Here is a 22,513-nt window from a genome sequence, read left to right as displayed (position 1 = left end):
GTCACGTGTCGCACTGGCAACTTCTCGCCCGATCCGGCGTAAGCCCACGGCGCCTCCACGTGTCTCACTAACGTACCGACCGCGTCGGCGGTCGTCGTGGACGCAGACCAGGATGATGGGGACTCCGAGGATGATGATCGATCGATGGCGGCGTGCCGTCGCAGCTGCCGGGACGCTGATCGCGGTGGCGACGTCGGGGACGGCTGCCGCAGCGGCGACGCAGGGCTCCGTGCCGTCCGCCCCGCCGACCGTGTCCAGCGGCGCCCTCGTGGAGGCGCCCGCGGAGCAGGAGGCGGAGGGAGCCGGCCGCGCGGCCGGCACCCAGGCGGCCGCCGCGCCGGCCCAGTCCCAGGTCGGGATCACCAAGGAGAGCAGCCTGGACGGCTCCGCGGTGACGCCGGGATCCCAGTTCTCCTACATCCTCACCGCGCGCTGCTCCGGTCTGACGGCGGGCTGTGTCAACCAGACCGTCACCGACGTCCTGCCCGCCGGCCTCGACGTCACCTCGTTGCCCCCGAGCACCGACACCCGCGTCGTGGAGTACGACGCCGCGACGCGCACGCTCACCGTGCGCTTCGAGGAGCCGCTCCAGGAGCCGGTCGGCTCGGTGGGGCTCAACGACGGCGCCACCCGCGTGCTCGAGATCGGGATGCGACTGCCCGCCAGCACGTCGATGGCCGACGGTGCCGAGATCACCAACACCGCCACCACCGTCGCCGACAACGCGCCGTCGGTCTCCGCGGACAACGTCCTGCCCGTCTCGGTCCCGCGGGAGGTGCGGCCGGTGTCCACGAAGGTCTGGACCGACGGCTCGGCGATCGCCGGCGGACGCGAGGCCACCGTCGTGCTCGTCGGTGTGCGCAACGCGTCCTCGAGCTCCGCGTCGGTGCGCGAGCTGCGCATCACGGACGCCACGCCCGGCACCTTCGAGAACTTCGACCTGACCGGCGCCGAGCTCGTCGCCTTCCCCGCCGGCGCCGACCGTGCCCGGCTGCTGGTGTGCCGGGAGCCGGCGTCCGCATGCGGCGACGACGCGGACTGGACCGCCGGGCCGACCGTCACCGCGACGGGGACGCTGGCACTGCCCGACGGCATCGCCGCCGGTGACGTCACCGGCGTCCGGGTCGTGTTCACGGCCGCCTCCGGCGACGCCCTGCCCTACGACGCCACCGGCGGGTCGGTCCGCCTCGGGCTGGTCCTGCGCGACACGGTCCGCTCGACCGGCGACGACCTCGCCCCGACGACGAAGCTCACGATCGACAACTGCGCGGTCCCGGGAGCGGTGGAGGAGAACGGAGACGTCACCGCCGGCACGGCCGCGTGCGACACCTTCGACGTGCTGCCCGACACGGTGGTGGTCCACGCGAGCAAGACCTTCATCGCGGACACCGACGGCAGCTTCGGCCGGGACAACGGGGAGTACGCCGTCGTCGGGCAGCGCTCGCCGGTGTCGGCGACGGTGGCCGTGCGCAACGACTCCGCCTTCCCCCTGCGGCAGGTCCGCATCACCGAGCCGGACGCCGGATCGCCGGTCTCGGAGTTCGAGAAGCTCGACGTCACCAAGGTGCGACTGCGGTTCCCGACGGGTGCGACCTCCGCGCGCCTGGTCGTCACGTACGCCGACGGCAGCGCCGACCTGGTCCGCGACCTCACCGCGACGGCGGTCGTCGACGTCGCCCGACCCGGCACCCGCCCCACGAGCGTCGAGGTCCAGTACACCGGCGTGGACGCGAACGGACCGTCGATCGCCGTCGGCGCGACGTCCTACCTCGACCTGCACGGCACCCTGAACGACGGCGTCACCGCCGCCGACCTCGCCAGCGGAACCTCGCCGGGGGTGGGCAACTGTGCCGCCTACCGCGCCCAGGCCGACGTCTCCGACAGCACCGGCACGACGTCGGGCAACGCGTGCGCCGTGCTGAGCGTGGAGTCGCGGCGCTCGGGTGCGTCGGGCGTCAAGACCGTCGGTCAGCGTCAGGTCCCGCCCGGCCAGCCCATCCCGTTCACGATGACCATGACCAACAACGGCAACGTCGCGCTGGTGGACCCGGTGCTGTCGGACCCGCCCGTCGACGCGGACGGCCGCCCGCGCGCCGACGCCAACCCGTTCGCCGTGCTGTCGCTGGTCTCGGCCACCGTCCGCAAGGACTCCGGGACGCCGAGCGTCGACCTGGAGGTCTTCGACCCGGTGGCCGACGCGTGGGTGCCGTACGCGGCGTCCGACGCGGCGCTGCTGGCCCGGTCCCTCGGTGTGCGTGCCCTCGTCGACGGCGAGCTGACGCCCACCAAGCGCGTCTTCCTCGACCTCGTCACCCAGCGCCGCAGCGGCGTCGCCGACGACGTCCAGCTGAGCAACTGCTTCGCCGTGGGTGCCGTGGGCTTCGACGGGGACCCCGCCTGCTCGGCCGAGCTCACCACCGCCCCGGCCTCCAGCGGCGCGGTGCTGAACAAGTCGATCACCCCCGGGCGGCTGCCCGCGCCGATCCCGGGCGTGCCGCAGCAGACCGCCCAGGTGCGGCTGACGGTGGCCAACACCGGCAACGTCAGCGCCAAGCGGATCCAGGTCACCGACGACGACGCGGCGTTCTTCGACGCCGTCGACTTCGGCCGGATCGCCTCGGTCACGTTCCCCGTCGGCGCCAACCGCGTCCAGGTGGACGCCCGGACCGCCGCGGGCTGGGTATCCGGCACGCCGGTCGCCAGCGCGGCGTCGTACGCCCTACCCGCAGGCGTCGCGGCCGCGGACGTCGTGGGTGTCCGGGCGACGTTCACGAACAGCGACGGCGGCTACTCGCTGCGTCCCTGCGAGGGGACTCCCACGCCCGCCAGCTGCACCGGCGCCGTCGTCTTCGACGTGCACCCGCGCGGCGAGAGCCGGTCGGACGCGGGCGCCGAGCCCGCCCGGGAGCTCGAGAACACCGCCTCGGCGGGCTTCGAGACCCGGCTGCAGGCGCCCGGGACCCTGGCCCCGGTGGACCCGGTCGAGGCGTCGCTCGACCTCGTCGAGGGCGACGCCCAGCTCGACGTCGAGAAGACGCCGAACAGCGCCATCGCCCCCGGGGAGGTCGCGCCCTTCCGGCTTGAGGTCACGAACTCCGGGACCGCTGACCTCCCGGGCGTCGTCGTGCGCGACCTGCTCCCGGCCGGTCTGACGTTCGACGAGTCGTTCCAGGGCGGGACCGGGTTCCGGATCGTCGACGTGCAGGTGCCTGCCGGCACCGAGCCGATCCCCACGGCGACGTTCACGACCGCGGCCGAGGACGGTCGCATCGCCGAGCTGCGATGGTCCTTCGGGGACTGGGTCATGCGGCCCGGGACCACCTTCGCCATCGAGATCCAGGTCCGCCTGGCGCCGGGCGTCACCGAGGGCCAGGTCAGCAGCAACGTGGTGGGCGTCAGCTCCCCGGTCGACGAGCTGGCCTGCGCCAGCGGGACGGGCACGTCGGTCGACGGGGCCTTCGGCACCGGCACCTGGTGCACCGACAGCGCGGCCGTGACCACCAAGGCCGGCGCCGCCTTCGAGGCACGCAAGTGGGTGGCCGGCAACGACGCCCTCGGCTGGTGGAACAACCGCACGCTCGAGCCCGTCGCGGTCGGTGACCCCGGCTGCCCCTCGCGCACCGAGGCGGGGCGCACCTACACCGCCTACCCCTGCGTCGCGCTCGTCAATCCCGGAGACCGCTTCGACTACCTGCTGCGCATGGTCAACGCCGGCACCGAGCCGGCGACGGCGATGCGGGCCATCGACCGGTTCCCGGTCGAGGGCGACAACGGCGTCGTCCTCAGCGGCGCCGAGCGTGGCACGCAGTGGGCCGAGCGCCCGACGCTGGCCAGCGCCCCGTCCCTGCGCGGTGCCGGCACCCTCAGCACGACCTACGCCGACAGCGAGGCCGGTGTGTGCACCGCGGACCTCGGCATGGGCAACGGTTGTGGCCCCGGCACGTGGTCCGCCCCGTACAGCCAGGACGCCGTCGCCGCCCAGATGCGGGTGGACTGGGACACCCCGCTGGCGCCCGGGGAGGGCGTCAGCATCGTGTTCTCGATGGACGCGCCGCTGGAGGTCCCGCGGGTCACCGACCCGACGATCGCCTGGAACTCCTTCGGCCACGCCGAGACCACCCGCCGAGCCAACGGCTCGAGCCGCGTGCTGCCGCCGACCGAGCCCATCCAGGTCGGCGTCGCCATGGCGTACGGCACCCTGCGCGTGGAGAAGCAGCTGCTCGAGAACCCCGGCGACCTGCCGGTCGCGACCCGTGCGTTCGACATCGACTACTCGTGCACGATCGACCCGGTCGGCAACCCGACGCAGACCGTGGCCGAGGGCACCCTGTCCCTGCGTCCCGGGGAGAGTGCCGACGTGACGGGCATCCCCGGTGGTGCCGAGTGCCGGGTGTGGGAGGCCGACGCCCACGGCGGGGTCACCAACCACCCCCTCGACGACCCGGCGGTCGTGACGATCCGGCCGCAGCTCGGCCCCGACCCGGCGCCGGCTGCGAGGGTCACCGTCACCAACAGCTATCCCTTGGCCGAGGTCCGGGTCCGCAAGACCGTCGACGGGGCAGCAGCCAGGTTCGGTGCCGCGACGACGTACCCCGTCGAGGTCACGTGCGCCATGGACGGCGTCACAGCCGCCGGCTTCCCCACGACGGTGGAGCTCGTCGGCAACGACCTCGAGACCCTGCGCGCACCCGTCGGGGCGACGTGCACCGCGAGCGAGCGCGACAACGGGGGCGCCACTGCGACCGCGGTGTCGCCCGCGGCCGGTGTCCTCGTCGTCCCGGGCGCCACCGCACCGCTCACGCTCGAGGTCGTCAACACCTTCGAGCAGGCGCACCTGCAGATCCTGAAGCGGATCACGGGAGCCGGCGCGTCGCTGCCGGCCGGCCCCTTCCGCTACGAGGTGGCCTGCACGTTCGAGGGGACCGCCATCGCGCCCGTCGCCGTCGAGATCCCGCGGTCCGGCGCTGACACCGAGCTGGTCGCCGACGTGCCCGCGGTGCTTCCCGTCGGAGCGGTGTGCACGGTGAGCGAGACCGACGACGGCGGAGCCGACGCCACGCCGGCACCGGTCACGGTCACCCTGGTGGAGAACGCCGACGACAACACCGTGCGCGCGACCTTCACCAACGAGTTCTCGGCGGCGACGCTGAGCCTGGCCAAGACGCTGGCGGGGGAGGGGGCGACGAAGCCGTACGCCACCGCAGCGACCTTCACCATCGACGTCACGTGTGCCGTCGACGACCCGGCGAACGTGCTGCACTCCGCGGCCGTGCGGATCCGGGGTGGCGAGAAGGTGGAGATCGCCGACGCCGACGGTGACCCGCTGCTCCTGCCGCTGGGAGCCCGGTGCTGGACCGACGAGTCCGACACCGGCGGTGCCAGCTCCCACGCGAGCAACGCCTCGTCGTGGAACGACGCGGTCGTCGTCGCCGGCGGAGCGCCCGACCAGCTCCAAGCCCTCGGCCTGGAGGTCACCAACACCTTCGACCTCGCGGCGCTCGACCTCACCAAGGTCGTCACGGGCGACGCGGCCGCCTACGCCGCCGGTCGCGCCTACCAGGTCGCCGTGAGCTGCGTCCTGCCGCAGGGCGGCGCCCGGACGCCGATCCTGACCGCCCAGCCGTTCACCGTCACGCCGGGCCAGCCGGTGCGGGTGCCCGACCTCCCGGTGGGGGCCGAGTGCTGGGCGGAGGAGACGGACGCCGGGGGTGCGACCGCCTCGGTCGTGAGCCATCCCGGACAGGCGGCCCCGGCGCTCCTCGCCCAGCAGGGTGCCAAGATCGAGGTCGTCAACACCTTCGACGCGGCGCAGCTGACCGTCGCCAAGCGCGTGGTGGACGGCCCCGCCGGCCCCTACTCGTTCGAGGTGACCTGCACGACCGCGCGAGGCCCGGTCGAGCTGGGGAAGGGCGACGCGTCCTTCACGCTCAAGGACGGGCAGCGGCGCGAGATCGCCGTGCCGAAGGGCGCCGAGTGCACGGTCACCGAGGTCGACGCTCCGAAGGCCGCGGACGTCTCGTTCGAGGAGGACGCGTCGGGGAGCGGGAAGCACGACGGCACCGTCGTCGTCGACACGCAGGCGACCGTCACCGTCGTCAACACCTTCGACACCGCCGAGGCCGGGGACGACCCCGCCGGGGACGACGTGGCCGGCGAGAACGCCGGGACCGAACCGGACGGCAACGGGGTGATCCCGAACCTGGGCGGCCCGTCGCTGTGGCTCGCCCTGCTCGCCGGGCTGCTCCTGGCGGGAGGAGCCGTGCTGCTCCGCCGCGGTCGGACTGCGGGACGTACGGAGGCCTGACGTACGGGCTGCGGACGCCGCAGCGAGCAGCGAGCCCCCGGCCGAACGGCCGGGGGCTCGTCACGTCCCGAGGCAAGCAACGGGAATATACCCCCCGGGGGTATCTGTTCCGTTGTCATCCGCACTGCTCCCACCGACGACGGAGGTAGGCCGATGACCGGCACACCGCAGCGCCCCGAGATGCACGACCACGCTCACCACGACCACGCTCACCACGGCCCGAGCGGCACCAACGCGATGGCGCTCAGCGCCACCCTGCACTGCCTCACCGGCTGCGCGGTGGGCGAGATCGCCGGACTCATGATCGGGACCGCCATCGGGCTGAGCGCCGGCTGGACCATCGTGCTGGCGGTGTCGTTGGCGTTCCTGTTCGGCTACACGCTCTCCGCCCTGCCGCTGGTCAAGGCCGGCCTCGGGGTCGGGACCGCACTGGCGGTCGTCTTCGCCGCCGACACGCTGTCCATCGCGACCATGGAGGTCGTCGACAACGCCGTCATGGCTCTCGTTCCCGGCGCCATGGAGGCGGGGCTCGTCAACTGGGTGTTCTGGGTCAGCATGATGATCGCCCTCACGGCCGCGTTCCTGGCCGCCTACCCCGTCAACCGCTACCTGCTGGCTCGCGGCAAGGGCCACGCGCTCACGCACGAGTACCACGGCGCCGCGCACGCGACCGGCGCGCGCCGTCTCATCCCCTCGCTGTCGACCCCCACCCTCGTCGGTGTCGTCGTCGCGTTCATGCTCGGTGGGCTGGTGGTGTCCATCGCCGCTGGCCTCGGCGAGGGCGGGGAGGGCGACGTCGGGCACGTCCGGGTCGCGGAGGCAGGTCAGGAGTTCATCCCCGCCCGTGTCCGTTGAGGCCGACGGACGAGAAAGGCCCCCGACCGGCGTCTCCGCAGGTCAGGGGCCTTCCGTTGGGGTGAGTAACGGGACTTGAACCCGCGACATCCGCCACCACAAGGCGGCGCTCTACCAGCTGAGCTATACCCACCATGTCCTCCGCGCGAGCGCGAAGACGTCGGAAAGTGTAGGGCAATCAGGCCGGAGGGTTGGAATCGAGGTCGGCATCCGCGCCAGACGCCTGGCCGAGGCCGGTCAGCTGGCCCCCGTGTCGGGCCGCGATCTCGCGCGCCCGAGCGCTGTCGGGGCCCGGTTGCGGCACGAAGACCGCCTCCCGGTAGTAGCGCAGCTCCTCGATGCTCTCCTGGATGTCGGCCAGGGCCCGGTGGTTGCCACGCTTGGTCGGGGCGGCGAAGTAGGCGCGCGGGTACCAGCGGCGCGAGAGCTCCTTGATCGAGGAGACGTCGACGATCCGGTAGTGCAGGAACGACTCCAGCTCCGGCATGTCCCGGGCCAGGAAGGAGCGGTCGGTGGCGACGGTGTTGCCGGCCAGCGGCGGCCGGCTCCCGTCGGGGCAGTGCTCTCGGATGTGGGTCAGCACCTGCTCCTGCGCGTCGGCGAGCGTCGTGCCGGTGGCGAGCTCGTCGAGCAGGCCGGACTTCTCGTGCATGGAGCGCACGAACTCGACCATCTGGTCCAGCGCCTCCTGCGACGGCTTGATGATGACGTCGACGCCCTCGCCGAGCACGTTCAGCTCGAAGTCCGTGACGAGCGCGGCGACCTCGATCAGCGCGTCGGCGCCCAGGTCGAGGCCGGTCATCTCGCAGTCGATCCACACCAGTCTGTCGCTCACGACGGGCAACCCTACGGGGTCCGCAGCGGCGGACCTCTCAGACTCGGCTCAGGCTGACCTCCTACTCTGTGCGGGCGTACGACCACTGATCCCGGAGGAAGCCTCGATGGCGCAGAAGAAGAGCTCGCACAAGACGGCGCAGGACAAGGCCGCGGCCCAGGCCAGGCGCGAGCAGCGACAGGCCCGCGCCGAGCGCGCCAAGGCGCAGGCGGAGGAGCGCCGCAGGGCGGCCAAGCGCAAGGAGCAGCTGACCCGATTCGGGCTCATCGCCGGCGTCGTGGTGGTGCTCGTCGGCGGCTGGTTCCTCTTCACCCAGCTCGGCTCGGACAAGCCCGACACGCCCCCGGAGGGCGCGAGCAACAACTACGGCCTCGTCCTCGGTGAGGCCGATGCGCCGAAGTCGATCGTGGTCTACGAGGACTTCCTCTGCCCCTTCTGCGGGCAGCTCGAGCAGACCGTCGGCGACCAGCTCGACGCCCCGATCGAGGCCGGCGAGGTGAAGGTCGAGTACCGCCCGCTGCCGTTCCTCTCGCGGCTCAGCGACTACTCGCCCGAGGCCGCCAACGCCTTCGCGGTGGTGCTCGACGCGGCCGGGCCGGAGGTCGCCAAGGAGTACCACGACCTCCTCTTCGCCAACCAGCCCCCGGAGAGCGGGCCCTTCCCCGACTCCGACCAGCTGGTCGAGTGGGCCGTCGAGGCGGGTGCGAGCGAGGACGACGTGCGTGCCGGGATCGAGGACATGGCCTTCGAGGGGTGGGTCGACGCCGCGGGGGACGCTGCCGGCGACGCCGGCATCGACAGCACGCCGACGGTGCTGATCGACGGCGAGCAGGTGACGGGTGATCCCAACCAGATCGCGACCCAGATGCTGGCCGGCACGAGCGCGGCCAACTGACACACTGCGGGGCGTGAGCCTCCAGGACTTCATCGCCGGCCTGCCCAAGGCCGAGCTGCACGTGCACCACGTCGGGTCGGCGTCGCCGCGGATCGTCTCCGAGCTCGCGGCGCGCCATCCCGGCGCGGGCGTACCCCACGACCTCGACGAGCTTCGGCGGTTCTTCACGTTCCGCGACTTCGCCCACTTCGTGGAGGTCTACCTCGCGGTCGTCGACCTCGTCCGGAAGCCGGAGGACGTGCGGCTGCTGACCTACGAGGTGGCGCGGGAGATGGCCGAGGGCCAGCACCTCCGGTACGCCGAGCTGACCTGCACGCCGTACACCTCGGTGCTGCGCGGCATCGCGATCGAGGACTACACCGAGGCCATCGAGGACGCGCGGGTCGCCGCGGAGCGGGACTTCGGCCTGGTCCTGCGCTGGATCTACGACATCCCCGGCGAGCTGGGGGTCCCGGCGGCCGACGCCACGCTGACGTACGCGCTCGAGCACCGCACCGACGCCCTGGTGGGCTTCGGGCTCGGCGGGCCGGAGATCGGCGTGCCCCGTGCGCAGTTCCAGCACCACTTCGACACCGCCCGTGCCGCGGGGCTCCACTCGGTGCCGCACGCCGGCGAGACCACTGGGCCCGACACCGTCTGGGACGCGGTGCGGCTGCTGGGCGCCGAGCGCATCGGCCACGGGACCTCGGCCGCGCAGGACCCGGCGCTGCTCGCCCACCTCGCCGAGTCCGGCGTCGTGCTGGAGGTGTGCCCGACCTCCAACGTCGCGACCCGGGCCGTCGCCCGGATCGAGGACCATCCCGTCCGCGCGTTCGTCGAGGCGGGCGTGACGGTGACCATCAACTCCGACGACCCGCCGATGTTCGCGACCACGCTGAACCACGACTACGAGGTCGCCGCGGGCCTGCTCGGGCTGGACGAGAGCGGCGTCGCAAACCTGGCCCGGGCGGCGGTCGAGGCGTCGTTCGCACCGGCGGAGGTGAAGGCGCGAGTCGGCGCCGAGATCGACGCGTACGTCGCGACGAGCGGCAGCGCGTCAGGCGCTCGCCCCCCGACGCCCGACCAGCAGCCCTAGCCGCTCGCGTCGATCAGCCGGGAGGGCGCCGGTCAGGAGTCGACGCGGGTGCGCGCTGCGCGGTGCGCCGGCTTGGGGCGGCGCAGGTTCGTCGGGTCCATCGCCGCGAGGAGGAACAGCAGGGCAGCGATCCCGGCGAGCACGCCGAGCACGGTGAGGAGACCTGTGTCCAAGTCGTTGGTCATGGGGGCCTTGCCTTCGGTGGGTGCCAGGACTCGCACCCGTACCCGCGGCCGAGGGCCGTATGACCGGGCCTCCACCCCTAGGAGGGAAGGGGCCGTCGTGCATCGGCGCCCCCGACAGGATTCGAACCTGTGACCCGCGGATTAGAAGGCCGCCGCTCTATCCAGCTGAGCTACGGGGGCTGGCGGCAGCAGTATCCCAGCCGCTGCGGCGCCCTCGCGAGGTGGCATCCTCGACCCGTGCGTCCGCACCTCGTCCTCGTGCACGGCTCCCGCCTCGCCAGCTCGCAGTGGCTGCCGCTGCTGGAGGGTGCGGTCAGCGTGGGTCTCGTCGACCTGCCCGGCCACGGCAGCCGGGACGGCGAGCGGTTCACCCTCGCCCGGTGCGTCGAGGTGATCGACGAGGCCTTCGACGCGGCGCCGGCCGGCGCGCCCGTCGTCCTGGTCGGGCACTCGCTGGGCGGCTACGTCGCCATGGCGTACGCCGCCGAGCGCGGGGCGCGTCTCGACGGCCTGGTCCTGGCCGGGTGCAGCGCGACGCCGACCGGTCCCGGCGCGGCCGCGTACCGGGTCGTGGCTGCCGTCACCGAGCGGATCGGGCCGGACCGGATGACGCGGTTCAACAACCGCGTGCTGCGCCGCCTCTATCCGGCCGAGCTCATCGAGCCGGTGATCGCCGACGGCTACTACTTCACGCCGACGCCCGACGCGTGGCGCGCCGTCATGACGCACTGCCGGCCCGCCATGCTGCAGGGCCTGCAGTGCCCGGTCCTGGTGCTCAACGGCCAGTGGGACCAGTTCCGGCTGGGCGTCCGCAGCGTGCTGCGGGTGCTGCCGCACGCACGGGTGCGGACGATCGCAGGGGCGTCCCACCTGTCGAACCTGGACCGGCCCGAGGCCTTCGCCGAGGAGGTCGTGGCGTTCGCCACGAGCCTGTCCTGAGCGAGGCCCCGGGCCGGGTCGGCCAGCAGGTGCGGTCAGGCCGCGGTGGCCGGCTGCAGCGGCGCGTCCGCGTCGACGTCCTCGCGCCAGGCGTTGCGCCCGCGCGGGGCGTCGTACGCCGCCTGGTCGAGGATGCCCTCGCGCTTGGCGACCAGGGTGGGGACGAGCGCCTGGCCGGTGACGTTGACCGCGGTGCGGCCCATGTCGAGGATCGGGTCGATCGCGAGCAGCAGGCCCACGCCCTCGAGCGGCAGCCCGAGCGTGGAGAGCGTCAGCGTCAGCATCACCGTCGCGCCGGTGACCCCGGCGGTCGCCGCCGAGCCGATCACCGAGACGAACGCGATCAGCAGGTAGTCGGTGACGGAGAGGTCGAGACCGAAGAACTGGGCGACGAAGATGGCCGAGATCGCCGGGTAGATGGAGGCGCAGCCGTCCATCTTGGTCGTCGCGCCCAGCGGGACGGCGAAGGACGCGTAGGCCCGCGGGACGCCGAGGTTGCGCTCGGTCACGGACTCGGTCAGCGGCATGGTGCCCACCGACGAGCGGGACACGAAGGCCAGCGAGATCGCCGGCCAGGCGCCGGAGAAGAACTGCTTCACGGACAGGCCGTTGAGGCGGAGCAGCGCCGGGTAGACGCCGAGCACGACGAGCGCGAGGCCGGCGTAGATGGCGACGGTGAACATGCCGAGCGAGCCGAGGGCGTCCCAGCCGTAGCTGGCCACAGCGTTGCCGAGCAGGCCGACCGTGGCGATCGGGGCCAGCAGGATGATCCACCACAGGACCTTCTGCACGACCGCGAGCGCGGATCGGACGAAGCCGAGGAACGGGTCGGCCGCCTCGCCGACCTTGAGGGTCGCGATGCCGACGGCGATGGAGACCACCAGGATCTGCAGCACGTTGAACGACAGGCCGACCGAGCCGTCGCCGGAGGCGGAGGCCTCGAGGCCGAGCACGTTGGCGGGGACCAGGCCGGTGAGGAAGTCGAGCCACGAGCCGGTCGTCCCGGGCGTCGCGGCCGCGTCGGAGCTCACGCTGGTGTGGTCGCCCGGCTGCAGCACCAGCCCGAGGACGATGCCGATGATGACGGCCACGAGCGCGGTGATGGCGAACCAGGCGAGGGTCTTCCACGCCAGCCGCGCCGCGCCGGTGACGTCGCGCAGGTTGGCGATCGAGGCGACGATCGCCAGGAACACCAGGGGCGGGACGACGGTGCGCAGCAGCGTCACGAACGTGCCGCCGACGGTGCTGAGCGTCTCGGTGAGCCAGTTGGGGTCGACCTCGCCGGTGGCGGCGTCGACGCCGTCGGCGCCCATGCTGCGGGCGACCAGGCCGAGAACGACGCCGAGGACCAGGCCGATGAGGACCTGCACGCCGAACGAGGGAAGCGTGAATCGGGAGCGCTTGGGCTGCTCCGACACTGAAGTAGTCATTGCTGGAGGGGAACCTTTCGAAGCCGCACCGGGGTCGAGCCGATGCGGAGGACGCGGGACGCGGAGGGGGACGCGGAGGACGACGCAGAGAGGTCAGGCGAAGGCGCGTCGGAGGCGACACAGCGCGCTCTCGGTGCGAGCGAGGTCGACGGCACGACGCTGCGTCAGCAGGTCTCCGATCGACAGATTGGCTCGCACACCCGGTGCAACCGAGCCCTGCGGGCGGGGATTCCGTGGTTCGGGTCACAGTGGGCACATCCCCGGCCCGAGGACGGGTACGGCGGCGACATGGCGAACAACTATCCCCGATTGGCGATCGTGACGGGCAGCGACTCCGGCATCGGCCGGGCGACGGCCACCCTGCTGGCGAGCGAGGGCTTCGACGTCGGCCTGACCTTCCACCGCGACGAGGAGGGCATCCGACACACGGCGGAGGAGGTCGCGAGCCGCGGCCAGCGCAGCTTCGTCGAGCCGTTCGACGCCTCTTCCCCGGACGCGGGGTCGGTCGTCGACCGGCTCGCCGACCAGCTGGGTGGCCTGAGCGTCCTGGTCAACGTCGCCGGGACGGGCCACTCCGACCGCGCGATCGACCTGGACCCCGACACCTGGAGGCACGTCCTGGCGACGGACCTCGACGGCCCCTTCCTCTGCGCCCAGCGCGCCGCCCGACGGATGATCGAGCAGGACCGCGGCGGGCGCATCGTCAACGTCACCAGCGTGCACGAGCACCTGCCGCGCCTGGGCGCCGCCGCCTACTGCGCTGCCAAGGCGGGCCTCGGGATGCTCACCAAGGTGATGGCCCTCGAGCTCGCCGAGCACGGCATCACCGTCAACTCGGTCGCTCCCGGCGAGATCTCGACGCCGATGACCGGACAGGACGAGTCCGAGGCATACCACCTGGAGCGGCCGGGCAACCCGCTCGGGCGGCCGGGCCACGTCAACGAGGTCGCCTCGGTAATCGCGTTCCTCGCCTCGCCGCGCTCGGCGTACGTCACCGGCTCCTCCTACACCGTCGACGGCGGGCTGAGCCTGATGGCCGCGCACGGGCACGACACGGCCACGGGCTGGCGCGAGATCTGAGTCCGGCGCGGCTCCTGGCCGCTACCTGCCCAGCCGGACCGCGACCTTCGTCCCGGTGCGCACCTCGAGGCGCGCCGGGACGGTCTGGCTGAGCACCTTCCCCCGCTTGCGCGCGGCGGCACGGGCCTTCGAGACCTTGCCGAGCGCGCACCCGGCTCTGGCGAGAGCCGTTCGCGCCCTGGCGAGCGTGAGGCCCTTCAGTTGCGGGACGACGCAGTACGCCGTGGGAGTCGGCGCGGGTGGCGTCGCGGTCGGCGGGGCGGCGGGGACCGGAGCGGGGACCGGGGCAGGGACCGGAGGGGGTGTGGGAGCCGGGCTCGGAGTCGGGGTCGGGGTCGGGGCCGGGTTCGGCACGGGACTCGGGTTCGGGACCGGAGAGCACGCGGGGGCGGTGTGGGTGAACGACGATTCAGTGGCGTTGCCCACGACCGTGTTGCCGCACATGTCGGTGATGCGCGCCCCGTCCTTGCTGACCAGCGCGACGTCGTTGAGGCTCAGCGAGGAGCTCGCCACCCATGCCTCGGCGCCGGCGCCGACCACCAGCGCCTGGTGCGACGTGCTGATGCTCGAGCCCCTCACCACCACGCGGGTCTTCTGACCAGCCGAGGGGGTGGCCAGGATCCCGGCGTTGCAGTTGCCCATGGCGTCGAGGTCGTTGACCGTGACGTCCACGAACACGTCGGGGTTGGCCGAGCCGACGTCGAGCCTGACGGCGTTGGCGAACCCGGAGATCCGCACGTGGTCGAGGCGCAGCGACGCCGCCGCTTCGACATCGATGCCGTCGCCCGAGGTGCATCCTGGCACCGAGTCGACTCCCGTGACGTCGATGTCGCGCAGCACGACGTCGGCCTCCGGGTTGGTGATCCGGATGCCGTCGGTGCCGCTCACCAGGCTCGACGCGGTCGCACCGGTTCCGTCGAGGGTGATCGACTTGTGGATCGTCACGCCGCCGAAGCCGCCCGAGTCCATGGCGTTGATGGTGCCCCCGTCGACCGTCTTGCTGAGGGCGCCGGCCCACGTCTTGCACGGGGCCGTGCGTGAGCACGGGTTGGCGTCGTCACCGACGCCGGAGACCCAGGTGCGGCTCGCCTGGGCGTGAGCTGCGGGGGTCGAGACTGCGACCAAACCGGCGGACGCGACAGACAGGGCGATCGCGGCGACGCCGCGGCGAAGTGAGGTGCGCACGACCGGACCCTGCCACGCCTCGGTGCCGTGCGAGGGCGTTTTGCGCCGAACGGGCACACGGGGGAGCCGGGTGCCTAGTCTTCGGCCATGACCTCTCGCGCCGGTGCCCGGCTGTCCGCCGTCCTTGTCCCCCTGATGCTCCTGTCGCCCGTCGCGGCCCACGCGGAGACGGTGGTGACCGAGGACCGGGAGGGCGACGCCGAAGCCATCGCGGTTCACGCGGAGTCGGTGGACTTCGTCCCGGCTCCCGCCGAGACCTCCACCGACATCACGCGCACGGTCGTCTCGCACGGCGGGCGGCGTCTCGACGTGACCGTCCACTTCCGCGACCTGGTGCTCACCGGTGAGGCCACGACCTACGTCCGCGTGACCACCCCCGCGGACCGCTACGGCGTCACCGTCGAGAAGTCGCCCGGCCGCCGAGCCCGCGTCAGCCTCGAGGCCGGACGCGTGGAGCCGGCCGAGTGCCGGGGCCTGCGTGCGCGGGTCGACGGCGGCCAGGACACGGTCGCGGTGTCGGTGCCGACCGCCTGCATCGGCACGCCGACCTGGGTGCGCATCGGCGTCGGGGCCACCCGCGTCGACGTCTCGCCAACCGAAGACGGGACCGGCACCGTCATCTCCTCCTTCGCCGACGACGGGCACCGCGGCGCGATCCGCGTGAACAGCATCGGCAAGGGTCCGAAGGTCCGCCGCGGCTGACTAGGGCCGGTCCCCGCGGGCGAGCAGCACGAGCACCTCGTAGTGGCTGGTGTGCGGGAACATGTCGAGCAGCCGCGCCTCGACCGGGCGCAGCGACGGCATCAGCGCCAGATCGCGAGCGAGCGACTCGGCGTTGCACGACGAGTAGACGACGTGCGGCACGCCGGACGTCTCCAGCCAGCCCGCGAGCTCGGCGCCGATGCCGCGACGGGGCGGGTTGACCACGACGAGATCCGGCACGTCGACCGAGGCCAGGGCGTACGCCGTCGCGTCCGCTGCGACGAACCGCGCGGGCGCTCCCAGCTCGGTCGCCGTCTTGGTCGCGGCGGCCGTCGCGTCCGCCGACACCTCGACGCCGAGGACGTCGCGACCGGGACCGGCGAGATGCAGGGCGAAGCCGCCGACGCCGCAGTAGAGGTCCCACACGGTGCGCACCTCGGGCAGCCGGTCGAGCCACGACCGCGCCTGGTCGTAGAGCGCCTCGGCGACGACGGTGTTGGTCTGGAAGAACGACCTCGGGCCCAGCCGGAGCGTCACGCCGGTCGCCAGTCGCATGGGCAGCGTCGCCTCGTCGGTGAGCACGATCTCGCGATCGCCCTCCAGCACCGCCTTGTGCTCGGGCTGGACGTTGAGAGTCACCACGCGCAGTCGTGGCACCGAGGCCAGCAGCCCGGGCAGGCGCGAGCGGATCCGCGCCTCCAGCGCCGTGGAGCGCATCACCAGCCGCAGCATCAGCTCGCCGTCGGGCGACTCCGTCAGCAGCACGTGCTTGAGCTCGCCGCGACGGGTCGCGACGTCGTAGGGCACCAGGCCGGCGCCGGAGACCCAGCCGGCGACGCGGTCCAGCGCCTCGGTGAGGCCGGGGGACTGCAGGCCGCAGTCACGCAGGTCGACGCCGACCAGGTCGCGGTCCAAGATGCCCAGGGTCGGCGCCTCGACCGTGCCGCCGACCGCCATCTTGGCCTTGTTGCGGAAGCCCGCGCCGGCCCCGGCCACGGTCGGCAGCCACACGGGCGCGTCGACGAGCGAGCGCGCGTGCGCCTCCTTGTCCGAGAGCTGGCGGGCGCGGGGCACCTCCAGCAGCGTGCACGAGCGGCAGCGGAAGGCGTCGAAGTGGTGGCAGTCCAGCCCGGACGAGGTCAGCCCGGACGAGGTCAACCCGGACGGGCTCAGCGGCGTCGAGGTCGGCGGCGTCGAGGTCAGCGCAGCCGTCCCATCCACTCCTCGACGTCGGCCGAGGTGCGGGGGAGCGAGGCCGAGAGGTTCCGGTGGCCGTCGGCGGTGACGAGGATGTCGTCCTCGATCCGGATGCCGATGCCGCGCAGCTCCTCGGGCACGAGCAGGTCGTCCTCCTGGAAGTACAGGCCCGGCTCCACGGTGAGCACCATCCCCTCGGCCAGGTCGCCCTTGGGGTAGATGTCGGCCGAGGAGCGACCGCAGTCGTGGACGTCCATGCCGAGCATGTGGGAGGTGCCGTGCAGCGTCCAGCGGGCGTAGACCTTCGACTCCGGGTCGAGCGCCTCTTGCGCGGACACCGGCAGCAGCCCCATGCCCTCGAGCCCGTGGGCGAGGACGTGCATCGCCGCGTTGTGCGCGGCGAGGAACGGCGCACCGGGGCGGACCGCGTCGATGCCGGCCTGCTGCGCCTGGTGCACCAGGTCGTACAGCTCTCGCTGCAGCGGGGTGAAGGTGCCGTCGACGGGCAGGGTCCGGGTCACGTCGGCGGTGTAGAGGTTGTGGCCCTCCACGCCCATGTCGAGCAGGGCCAGCGTGCCCGGCTCGATCGATCCGGTGTTGTCGATCCAGTGCAGCGTCGTGGCGTGCGAGCCGCCGGCGCAGATCGAGTCGTAGCCGATGTCGTTGCCCATGGCGCGCGCGCGGCGGAAGAACGTGCCCTCGATCCAGCGCTCGCCGAACTCCAGCACCTGGTCCCACTCGCGCACCGAGTCCTCGAAGCCGAGCGCGGTGATGTCGCACGCCTGCTGGAGCTCGCCGACCTCCCACTCGTCCTTGACCAGGCGGAGCTCGTCGGCGACCCGGGCCAGGTCCTCGTCGGTGGTGAGGTCGCGGGTCTTGCGGTCGTCGTCGAAGGACGGCAGGTCCTTGACGTGGCGCACCTCGATCCCGAGGGACTCGGAGATCTCGCGGGCCGAGGGACGGCGCCCGGCCCACAGCTCGCCGTACTGCCGGTCGCGGAAGAACTCGTCGGTGTCGCGCTCAGAGCGGGGGCGGGCGTAGAGCACGGACTCGCCGTCCTCGATCACCAGCACGGCGTCGGAGGTCTGGTTGCCCGAGAAGTACGTGTGGGCGGTGTCGGGCCGGAAGCGGTAGTCGGTGTCGTTGGCGCGCACCTTGTAGGTGCCGGCGGGCAGCACGAGCCGCTCCCCGGGGAAGGCCTCGGCGAGCTTGGCGCGTCGGGTCGCGGCGAGGTCGGCGACGGGGTGGCGCGGCACGTCGAGCGGCCGCTCGCCCCAGCCCTGGCGCATGAAGGCTGCGTAGGCCGCGGGCACGGCCGGGTCGTGGGACTCGGTCTTCAGCTCGCCGCCCTCGGCAGGCGTCGCGACGGGAGTCTCGGCGGAAATCTCGGCGGGGGTCTCGGCGGTGGGCTCGCTCACGCCGCCACTGTACGACGCCTGGCCGGGGTCCTCACACGTGTCGAGGCCGACCCGTCGCCCGGGGGAGCCGCCTCGTTCACCGGACGTACCGCCGCGGTTCACCGGGTCCCTGTGGGGTGCGGCCATGCCGTCTGCGAGATCGTTCCTGCTCCTCGTCGTGTCCGTCGCCCTCACGGGCGGGACGCTGGTCGCCACCGCGCTTCCGGCACAGGCCGCCGACCCCCAGCCGACGGCGCCGATCCTCCAGGTGACCGAGGTCGCGCCGGACACGGCCAACGTCGGCGGTGGCGACGCCTACGAGTTCGTCGAGGTCTACAACGCCACCGACGCCCCGGTGTCCTTCGGCGACTTCACCCTCAACTACCTCTACATCGACGCGAACGCCGTCACCACCAACCAGGCCTTGTGGCCGGCAGTGCCCCACGACCCGGTGATCCAGCCGGGGCGGACGCTCGTGCTGTGGATCAAGAACGCGGCCAACGCCTCGCTGGACGCGGCCGACTTCAACGCCGCCTTCGGGACCAACCTGAGCGCGGGCCAGGACCTGGTGGAGGTGCACTCGGCCGGCATGGCCAACGGCGGCCTGCGCGGGATCCAGGTGATGACGAACACCGGGCTGGACGTCAGCACGACGTACTACTTCACCGACGCGCAGACCACGCCGACCACCGCGATCCAGTACGCCTGGAACCCGCCGGAGTCGCCCGACCACCTCTGGGTGCCGCAGCCGAAGAACGGCACCGTCCAGACGATGACGCGGCTCGCTCCGCCGTCGCCGGGCCGCACCGATCCCGGGCAGGTGCCCGACGGCCTGATCCCGACGCCTGCCGACAACGCGGCGCCGACCATCGACGACCTGACCGGCGGCCCCCTGCTGCCGGAGACCGAGGACCTCACCCTCGGCTTCGACGTGAGCGACGACCAGCAGGTGCGCACCGCCGAGCTGAGGCTCGTCACCGACGTCGGCGACCCGGTCACCAAGTCGCTGCGCTTCGAGTCGCCCGGCCGCTTCGTCTACACGATCCCGTCGGTGGACCTCTACGGCAAGCAGTGGGTCGAGTACACCCTGGAGGTGTCCGACGGCACCCGCACCACCACGCTCGGCCCGGTGCGCGTCGACCTCAGCGAGGGTCCCCGGCCGCCGGTCCGGCTCAACCACGCCGACGGCGACTTCGTCGCCGGCGACGTCCCGGTCACCGCCACCACCGACGGTGACCCGTCGGGCCTGGCCCTCGACATCGACGGCCAGCGGGTGGGCGACGCAGTCGCGTCGCTGGAGGCCGCACCCCGCTTCGCCTTCGAGGCCACGAACACCGACGCGTTCTTCCGCAACGGCGTGAAGATCGGCGACGAGGTGCTGACGGTCTTCGACGAGGGGTTCTACGCTCGCACCGAGACCGTGGCAGCCGACGTGCCGCTCGAGAAGGTGGTCAAGGGCCAGCAGGTCACCGTGGGCATCTACGCCGGCACCAAGGCCTGGCCGCAGCCGGACCCCAACGAGAACAACGACGACTTCACCGCCATCGACCCGCGGCTCGCACTGCCCGACGGCCGGGTGCTGCGGCCCGTGGGCTGCGCCAGCGCCGCCGAGGGCCAGGAGCCCACGAGCCGGCCCTGCCCGGCCCCGGACGCCCGCATCAACTTCGCCGACGCGACCCTGGTCTACTTCCTGGCCACCTTCGACATCCCCGACGACGCGTTCGACTCCTTGTTGCACCAGTGGGACACCACCGCGGTCGCCGACGGGCCGCACGCCGTCACGGCGCGTGCCGACGGCCGTGCCGCGACCCGCACGCTGGTCGTCGACAACACCGCACCCGCCATCACGTCCTCGGTCCCGGACGGCGAGGCGATGCGGGGATCGTTCGACATCGACGCGCAGGCGAGCGACGCCGGGTCGGGCGTGGCGTCGCTGACCGCGACGCTGGACGGCGAGCCCGTCCTGCTGCCCCACCGCACGTCGTCGGTGGACCTCGAGGCGGGCGAGCACGAGATCGTGCTGACCGCCGTCGACGAGCTCGGCAACACACGGACCCGTCGCGTCGTCTTCACCACCCCCGACGAGCAGCCCTCGGCCTCGCTGGAGGCTCCCCAGGACGGGGCGGAGGTGCCGTCCGGCGCCGTGACGCTGCGAGCCACGCCCACCGACCCCGAGGGTGACGTGCTGGACGTCGAGCTGCGCCGCGGCTTCCACTTCGACGCCGACGACGAGTCCGTCACCGCCAGCGCCGGCACGACGTACGACGCCGGCCGCGTCGCTCGCGAAGGCGCCGTCCTGCTGACCGAGGCGGAGCTCGAGGCGATCACCACCAAGGACGGCCTCGCCGCCACCACCAGCTCGGAGAGCCTCTTCCCCTACCAGCTGTTCACCGTCGAGGTGCCCGAGGGAGCCGGCGATGACTTCACCGCGCGGGTGCACTGGGCGGGCTCGGCGAACGCCGAGGCGCGCGTCGGCCTGCACGTCCTGGACGTGACCGCGGGGAAGTGGGACCAGGTCGACGAGCACCTCACCACCGGCGGGGCGCCCACGGAGTTCGACCTCGACGCCCTCGTGCCGGCGGCCGACCACGTCCGCGACGGCCGGATCACGGTCCTGGTGCAGCACTCCGAGGGCTTCACCACTCCCGGCCAGAGCACCCGCGGCGACCAGGTGCCGCCGTACTCGGGCGGCGCCACGCCCCGCGGCCAGTACGACTTCACGGTCGCGTGGGAGTCCGACACCCAGTACTACAACCAGAACCCGGACTTCTACCGCCACCAGCGAGCCATCCACGACTTCCTCGTGGCGCAGCGGTCCAACCTCGACCTGCAGTACCTGATGCACACCGGCGACATCGTCAACGACTGGGACCAGCCGGCCCAGTGGCAGCGCGCGGACGCCGCCTACCGCGACCTCGATCAGGCGCGGATCCCCTACGGCGTGCTGGCGGGCAACCACGACGTGGGCCACCACCGCAACGACTACGGCGCCTACGGCGAGTGGTTCGGCGAGGAGCGCTACGCCGCCAACCCCTGGTACGGCGGCTCGCACGAGGACAACCGCGGGCACTTCGACCTCATCAGCGCCGACGGCATCGACCTGATGGTCGTCTCGATGGGCTGGGGGGCCGGCGACCCGCAGATCGCCTGGATGAACCGCGTGATCCGCGAGCACCCGGAGCGCAAGGTCATCCTCAACCTGCACGAGTTCATGCTCACCACCGGCGGGCTGGGTCCGATCCCGCAGCGGATCATGGACGAGGTCGTGCGGCCCAACCCCAACGTCATCGCCGTCGGGTCCGGGCACTACCACGACGCCTACACCCGCCTCGACGAGATGGACGACGACGGCGACGGCGTCGCGGACCGCACGGTCTACTCCATGCTGTTCGACTACCAGGGCCTGCCCGAAGGGGGCCTGGGCTACCTGCGCCTGCTGCACTTCGACAACGTGGGGGGGCGGATCGTCGTCCGCACCTACTCGCCCTCCCTGGACGACTTCGACTCCGACGACCCGTCGCTGGAGCAGGTCCACCAGGAGTTCGAGATCCCCTACGCCGCCTCGGGCCTGCAGCCGCGGGTCAAGACGCTCGCCACCGACGAGCTCAGCGTCGACATCCTCACCACCGAGACCATCGAGTCCTTCGCCGACGTGGCGAGCGGCACGACGCTGGAGGCGACCTGGGACGTCGAGCCGGGCCGGCACGGCTGGTACGTCCGCACCGCGGACCCCTACGGCGCGGTCGACCACTCGACGGTGCACGGCTTCACCGCCGCCGGAGACCCCGGCGCCGAGCCCACCGACCCCCCGGCCGACCCGACGACGCCGGCCACGCCGACGCCGCCCACGCCGACGACGACCACTCCGGCACCGGGCGCCGTCGTGCCGGGCACGCCGACGCTGTCGGGTCGGGCCCGCGTCGGCGGCACGCTGCGGGTCGACCCCGGCACCTGGGCACCCGGCACCGCGCTGGCGTACACCTGGTTCGCGGACGGTGCCCCCATCGCCGGACAGTCCGGTCAGACGCTCGACCTGCGAGCGCGGCACCGCGGTGCGCGCATCAGCGTGACGGTGACGGGCACCGCCGCGGGGCTCACGGCGTCGACCGCCTCCGTCACCGACGACCGAGACGTCCGCCGGGGACGGCTGGAGGCCGACCGGCCGCGGATCCTCGGGCGGGCGGTCGTCGGGCAGGTCCTCCGGGCCCGGACGGGGGAGTGGACCGCCGGGACGCGGCACCGGATCGTGTGGCTGGCCGACGGCGAGCGGGTCGGGACCGGCAAGCGCCTCGCCGTGCGTCCGGCTCTCCGCGGGGCCCGGATCACCGTCCGGGTGACCGGGCACCGGACCGGCTACGCCACGACCACTCGGACCAGTGCCCCCACGCGCGCCGTGCGCGGCGTCTGAGTCACCGCCCTAGGGGTGCGCCCCCG

The 22,513-nt window shown here is 72.8% G+C and carries 14 protein-coding genes and 2 tRNA genes; 8 read left to right on the top strand and 8 right to left on the bottom strand.

The window, feature by feature from the left end:
- Positions 1-133: 133 nt before the first annotated feature.
- Complete coding sequence (locus tag J3P41_RS03430; protein WP_210648822.1) at positions 134-6,304, top strand: DUF5979 domain-containing protein; 6,171 nt, start codon at positions 134-136, stop codon at positions 6,302-6,304.
- Between the two features lie 153 nt (positions 6,305-6,457).
- A complete protein-coding gene (locus tag J3P41_RS03425; RefSeq protein ID WP_246861437.1) occupies positions 6,458-7,159 on the top strand; it encodes a DUF4396 domain-containing protein in 702 nt (233 codons plus the stop codon).
- A gap of 57 nt (positions 7,160-7,216) precedes the next feature.
- Here the strand turns inward: J3P41_RS03425 and J3P41_RS03420 are convergent.
- Both J3P41_RS03420 and orn read right to left on the bottom strand, forming a co-directional pair.
- Positions 7,217-7,292, bottom strand: a tRNA-His gene (locus J3P41_RS03420).
- Between the two features lie 45 nt (positions 7,293-7,337).
- Positions 7,338-7,994, bottom strand: a complete 657-nt coding sequence (orn, locus tag J3P41_RS03415) for an oligoribonuclease (RefSeq protein ID WP_210648821.1) — start codon at positions 7,992-7,994, stop codon at positions 7,338-7,340.
- Positions 7,995-8,100: 106 nt separating this feature from the next.
- On the opposite strand from orn, the gene J3P41_RS03410 reads away from it, so the two are divergent.
- Both J3P41_RS03410 and J3P41_RS03405 read left to right on the top strand, forming a co-directional pair.
- A complete protein-coding gene (locus J3P41_RS03410) occupies positions 8,101-8,889 on the top strand; it encodes a thioredoxin domain-containing protein (RefSeq protein WP_210648820.1) in 789 nt (262 codons plus the stop codon).
- 13 nt (positions 8,890-8,902) lie between these two features.
- A complete protein-coding gene (locus J3P41_RS03405) occupies positions 8,903-9,964 on the top strand; it encodes an adenosine deaminase (protein WP_210648819.1) in 1,062 nt (353 codons plus the stop codon).
- Between the two features lie 32 nt (positions 9,965-9,996).
- Here J3P41_RS03405 and J3P41_RS03400 read toward each other — a convergent pair whose 3' ends face one another.
- Positions 9,997-10,149, bottom strand: coding sequence for a hypothetical protein (locus tag J3P41_RS03400; protein WP_210648818.1), 153 nt, complete (start codon positions 10,147-10,149; stop codon positions 9,997-9,999).
- A gap of 106 nt (positions 10,150-10,255) precedes the next feature.
- A tRNA-Arg gene (locus J3P41_RS03395) sits at positions 10,256-10,329 on the bottom strand.
- A 57-nt stretch (positions 10,330-10,386) separates the two neighbouring features.
- Between J3P41_RS03395 and J3P41_RS03390 the strand changes: the two genes are divergently transcribed.
- Positions 10,387-11,088, top strand: coding sequence for an alpha/beta fold hydrolase (locus J3P41_RS03390; RefSeq protein WP_210648817.1), 702 nt, complete (start codon positions 10,387-10,389; stop codon positions 11,086-11,088).
- Between the two features lie 35 nt (positions 11,089-11,123).
- Here J3P41_RS03390 and J3P41_RS03385 read toward each other — a convergent pair whose 3' ends face one another.
- On the bottom strand, positions 11,124-12,518 hold the full coding sequence (locus J3P41_RS03385) for a dicarboxylate/amino acid:cation symporter (RefSeq protein WP_210648816.1): 1,395 nt from the start codon (positions 12,516-12,518) through the stop codon (positions 11,124-11,126).
- A gap of 288 nt (positions 12,519-12,806) precedes the next feature.
- Here J3P41_RS03385 and J3P41_RS03380 point away from each other — a divergent pair, with 288 nt between their 5' ends.
- The gene (locus J3P41_RS03380; RefSeq protein ID WP_210648815.1) at positions 12,807-13,598 is read left to right on the top strand and encodes an SDR family oxidoreductase; all 792 of its coding nucleotides are present in this window, start codon (positions 12,807-12,809) and stop codon (positions 13,596-13,598) included.
- A 21-nt stretch (positions 13,599-13,619) separates the two neighbouring features.
- On the opposite strand, the gene J3P41_RS03375 is transcribed toward J3P41_RS03380, so the two are convergent.
- Positions 13,620-14,783, bottom strand: coding sequence for a PASTA domain-containing protein (locus J3P41_RS03375; protein WP_210648814.1), 1,164 nt, complete (start codon positions 14,781-14,783; stop codon positions 13,620-13,622).
- A gap of 87 nt (positions 14,784-14,870) precedes the next feature.
- On the opposite strand from J3P41_RS03375, the gene J3P41_RS03370 reads away from it, so the two are divergent.
- Positions 14,871-15,485 (top strand): hypothetical protein, encoded by a 615-nt coding sequence (locus J3P41_RS03370; RefSeq protein WP_210648813.1) that lies wholly within the window; start codon positions 14,871-14,873, stop codon positions 15,483-15,485.
- Here the strand turns inward: J3P41_RS03370 and J3P41_RS03365 are convergent, their stop codons facing one another.
- Both J3P41_RS03365 and J3P41_RS03360 read right to left on the bottom strand, forming a co-directional pair.
- Positions 15,486-16,706, bottom strand: a complete 1,221-nt coding sequence (locus tag J3P41_RS03365; protein WP_307861805.1) for a methyltransferase domain-containing protein — start codon at positions 16,704-16,706, stop codon at positions 15,486-15,488.
- Positions 16,685-18,100, bottom strand: a complete 1,416-nt coding sequence (locus J3P41_RS03360) for an aminopeptidase P family protein (protein ID WP_307861804.1) — start codon at positions 18,098-18,100, stop codon at positions 16,685-16,687. The genes J3P41_RS03365 and J3P41_RS03360 overlap by 22 nt, the downstream gene beginning before the upstream one ends.
- A 124-nt stretch (positions 18,101-18,224) precedes the next feature.
- Between J3P41_RS03360 and J3P41_RS03355 the strand changes: the two genes are divergently transcribed.
- Positions 18,225-22,487 carry a metallophosphoesterase gene (locus J3P41_RS03355; protein ID WP_210648812.1) on the top strand — a complete coding sequence of 1,421 codons (4,263 nt, stop codon included), beginning with the start codon at positions 18,225-18,227 and terminating at the stop codon, positions 22,485-22,487.
- Positions 22,488-22,513 lie beyond the last annotated feature (26 nt).

The organism is Nocardioides sp. SYSU D00065, from assembly GCF_017916425.1.
In the GTDB taxonomy this organism is placed as follows: domain Bacteria; phylum Actinomycetota; class Actinomycetes; order Propionibacteriales; family Nocardioidaceae; genus Nocardioides.
Note: the sequence above shows the minus strand (reverse complement) of the source record. Positions and strands in the feature narration are given on the sequence as shown.

What these genes read in the sequence shown, in the direction of transcription:
- J3P41_RS03385 (WP_210648816.1), bottom strand. Translation starts at nt 12,518, where the DNA reads ATGACTACTTCAGTGTCGGAGCAGCCCAAGCGCTCCCGATTCACGCTT.
- J3P41_RS03425 (WP_246861437.1), top strand. Translation starts at nt 6,458, where the DNA reads ATGACCGGCACACCGCAGCGCCCCGAGATGCACGACCACGCTCACCAC.
- J3P41_RS03380 (WP_210648815.1), top strand. Translation starts at nt 12,807, where the DNA reads ATGGCGAACAACTATCCCCGATTGGCGATCGTGACGGGCAGCGACTCC.
- J3P41_RS03370 (WP_210648813.1), top strand. Translation starts at nt 14,871, where the DNA reads ATGACCTCTCGCGCCGGTGCCCGGCTGTCCGCCGTCCTTGTCCCCCTG.
- J3P41_RS03430 (WP_210648822.1), top strand. Translation starts at nt 134, where the DNA reads ATGATCGATCGATGGCGGCGTGCCGTCGCAGCTGCCGGGACGCTGATC.
- J3P41_RS03355 (WP_210648812.1), top strand. Translation starts at nt 18,225, where the DNA reads ATGCCGTCTGCGAGATCGTTCCTGCTCCTCGTCGTGTCCGTCGCCCTC.
- J3P41_RS03400 (WP_210648818.1), bottom strand. Translation starts at nt 10,149, where the DNA reads ATGACCAACGACTTGGACACAGGTCTCCTCACCGTGCTCGGCGTGCTC.
- J3P41_RS03410 (WP_210648820.1), top strand. Translation starts at nt 8,101, where the DNA reads ATGGCGCAGAAGAAGAGCTCGCACAAGACGGCGCAGGACAAGGCCGCG.